This is a genomic window from Brachyspira sp. (genome assembly GCF_050873525.1).
In the GTDB taxonomy this organism is placed as follows: Bacteria; Spirochaetota; Brachyspiria; order Brachyspirales; family Brachyspiraceae; genus Brachyspira.
The window spans coordinates 1-3,440 of sequence record NZ_JBNMIZ010000252.1 but is presented as its reverse complement, the minus strand read 5'-3'; the positions used below and the strand labels follow the sequence as shown (position 1 = coordinate 3,440).

2 protein-coding genes and 1 pseudogene are annotated in these 3,440 nt (G+C 25.2%); all 3 read right to left on the bottom strand.

Annotation, left to right across the window (positions count from 1 at the left end; translation table 11 throughout):
• Window positions 1–202: 202 nt before the first annotated feature.
• Window positions 203–700, bottom strand: a complete 498-nt coding sequence (locus tag ACR0QS_RS12095) for a hypothetical protein (RefSeq protein WP_432633707.1) — start codon at window positions 698–700, stop codon at window positions 203–205.
• 87 nt (window positions 701–787) lie between these two features.
• Window positions 788–2,071: a CDP-glycerol glycerophosphotransferase family protein gene (locus tag ACR0QS_RS12090; RefSeq protein WP_432633706.1), complete on the bottom strand. Its 1,284-nt coding sequence runs from the start codon at window positions 2,069–2,071 to the stop codon at window positions 788–790.
• Window positions 2,072–2,162: 91 nt separating this feature from the next.
• Window positions 2,163–3,440, bottom strand: a pseudogene (locus ACR0QS_RS12085) (hypothetical protein); the annotation flags it as partial.

The window sequence follows — 3,440 nt, the reverse complement described above, 5'->3', positions numbered from 1 at the left end:
TCTATATTTTTATCAAAAAATATTTTGTCTAAAAAGTATATCATATAATAATCATGTTTATCTACGGCTTTTATATTAGTGGTTAATCTACTAAATTCATTAAAATATTCTTTGATAATTAATTGTGATTTATTTTTTGTAGAATTATATGATTTTCTCATTTTTATACACCGCCTTTATTTTATTAAAATAATTTTTAGCATTAATTTAAAATATTAGAATTACAATTATAACCATAATATTCATATTTTTCTCTCAAATTAATTAATTCTCTGCTATTAGTTAAAAATGCATTTCTAATTTTAATTTTATTAGATAAAGTTTTTATTTCGTTAGCCGTTTCTTTCCATATCCAAAACACATATTTATATTTATTTCCGCTTTTTTTAATAAGAGCGTTAATATTTTTATGCGGATTTTTATGAACTAAACATCTGGCTCGGCAGTCATTTTTTCTATTCCACAAACAATTATTTTTATTTTTACATTTTGTTATATAGTTTATGTTGTTTACTAAATAATCTTTGGCTATTAAAAATAATCCATAATACCATCTTCCGATTATTATATGATTTATATCTTCGCGATTTAAATTATTACTTAAATAATTTTTATTATTATTTATATCTTTTATTATACCGTTTGAATTATTATATAAATAGTCGGCTATATCTATATTTACTTTTCCTCTTCTCTTCATAAAATAAAAAATGCCCTTAATATAAAGTTATTATATATTGAAATTATAAAATTAACAAATTATTTTTTATTATAATTTTTATCAACACTAAAATTCGTTTAACATATTTTTTAAAACTAAAGCGGCTCTTTTTGAAGCTTGCCCTTCATACATATACGCTTCTTCTTTTGCTTTTAAAATATTATTTTTTAATATTTCGTTATTTATAGAATCTTCTATTATATTCGCAATATTTGAAAAATTATTTTCGTCTAATTTAAAACTTATTTTAGGCAAAGTCTCAAAAGTCCAAACTTCTTCGTCAATTTCTATAGCGTCAGTTCCTCTTTTATCGAAAGTAAAACTCGGTATTATTACAGGTTTACCAAAAATAAAAGCGTAATCGAATATAACGCCCGAAAAATCAGAAATCATTATATCGGCTCGGGAAAGAGAAGAAATATTAACGCTATTAAAATCCCATTTAACATTGTTTTTATCTTTATATCTTTTTTCAAATTTTTCAATAATTTCTTTATCGGATATTAAAGACTGTGGATGAGGTCTTATAATAATATTATAATTTAAGTCTACTATATTGTCTATCAATTTTTCTCCAAATCTTCTAAATAAACAATTCATTCCCCAAGAAGGAGCGATTAAAACCGTTCTTTTATCGTTATTCTTTCTAAATTTATTTTTAATTTCTTCAATTTCTTTTCTCTTTGCAAGTTCGTCCAAATAAGGATTGCCTACTACATACAAATCTTTAACTACAGTATTTCGCTTTCTCTCCAATTCTCTAATATCTCTTATCTGATGCTCTCCGTTCAAAAATACCGCGTCAAAAAAATCTAAAGAATATAAACAATATGTTGAAGTTTCGGCGGATGAATGCGTTATATGAACATATTTCTTTACTCCTTTCGAGCGTTTGAGCTGAAAGACATCCAAATTCGGAGTCGTCATTAAACAAATATCTGTTTCTATAAAATTCAATTTTGCGTAAGCTTTATTTCCCGTTCCGATAAATTCGCTATAAAGCAAATCGTTTTTTATTTCAAAAATCGGGTCGTCTTCGCTCGAACTGTAATAAATAATCGGAATTTCCAAATTAATTAGTTCTTCAATGATTGGTTTAAACACATTATAATATCTTTTGTCTTCTCCGTAAATTATTATTTTAGATTTTGACGAAGGCACAGATTCCGCGGATTTATTTTTGCTAAAAGAAAAAGTTTTTAATTTTATTATCAAAGCTTTCGACAAAAAGAATAGCGTTCCGATTATTCCGAATAATGCCGAAAAAAGCAAACTTCCCGTGCCCGGGTCAATATAGCAGAATAAACTATTTTGAATTATTACAAATAAAATTATAACGGATAAAATCATTTCGACTCCTTAAAATTTTCTTAAAAAATTTATCAAACAAATCAATTTAAGTTTATATTAAAATCATAAAAAATCAAATTATTTTTATTTATTATTTAAGTTCAATTTCTTTACTCTCTTTAGTCTTCCAATCGACTACAAATTTTTTCCAGTTATTTATATCAAAAATATTTTCTTTAACATTATATAAAATATCAAAATTATATCTATTATGTTTTTGATTTTGAATAAGCCAAGAATTAAATAAAATAATATTTGCTCCGTTTGTTTTATAATCGTTTGTTATTAATTTATTATTAAACGGATTTTTTATATTTGGTATATGTTTTGTAGCTAAAAAGGGAACATCAGCTATAGTCATAAAATTACTATCGATTTTTAATTCGCCTTTTGCATTAAAGTCTTTATACATTAGAAGCGCATTAACTCCGCGAGCAAAATCTAAATTTTTATTTGTAAATAAACTTGAATCAACGGGCGTGGCATGGTCTGAAACTAATATTATTTTTGTGTTATCGTATATATTGTTATATTTTAGAAAATTTAAAATATTATTAAACGAATTCAATGCCGACATAGAAACATAAAAATATTTAGCGTTATGTTCGCTCCCGTAAATATCCATATCCTCTTTAGATACTTTTATACTTGAAGCGCTATGCGGTAAATAGTCGTCACTAAAGAAATTAGCGTAATGGGTTATTTCATTATGCAGTATATTATAATAATTGCCATTACTATTTATAGATATTATATTTGTTGTATAATTAAGTAAAGCATACCAATCAATTCCATCATTTACATCGAATGAAGATATATAAAACCATTCTCCATTATTATAAAAACTATGCCGTAAATTAATAGGCAACATCCTAAATATCGAAAATCTTACGGATAATTTATTTTGTCCCAATAATTTTAAATCGTTTAAATCAAACTTTATATTATCTCCAAAATATTGATTAATGCTTTCTTGATAAATAAAACTTCTGCCGTATGCATTCAAATTAGTATATTTTTTAAATATATCAAAATCGGAATATGCGCTAAAATTTAAATAGGCGGGGTCTAATATAGATGAATTATACCCGTATTTTTGTAAAGATAAAGGTATTGTAAGCAACGCCTCATTGTGAAAATTAGTAATATTGTAATTTCCATCAATGCTCATTTCATAAGGCAAATAATCGTATCCGCCATGAAGAGGAGCTATTGAAGTTGTATGCTCGCTAAAAGAAACCGTATTAGGATAATAAATAAAACCAGATAATAATTTTTTAAAATCTGGAAATCTTTCAAAGGCATCATGCCAATAAGAAGAAACTGCCATGTCAAATATAAACACGAAAACATTTTCTCCGTTTTTAGA

What these genes read in the sequence shown, in the direction of transcription:
- ACR0QS_RS12095 (WP_432633707.1), bottom strand. Translation starts at nt 700, where the DNA reads ATGAAGAGAAGAGGAAAAGTAAATATAGATATAGCCGACTATTTATAT.
- ACR0QS_RS12090 (WP_432633706.1), bottom strand. Translation starts at nt 2,071, where the DNA reads ATGATTTTATCCGTTATAATTTTATTTGTAATAATTCAAAATAGTTTA.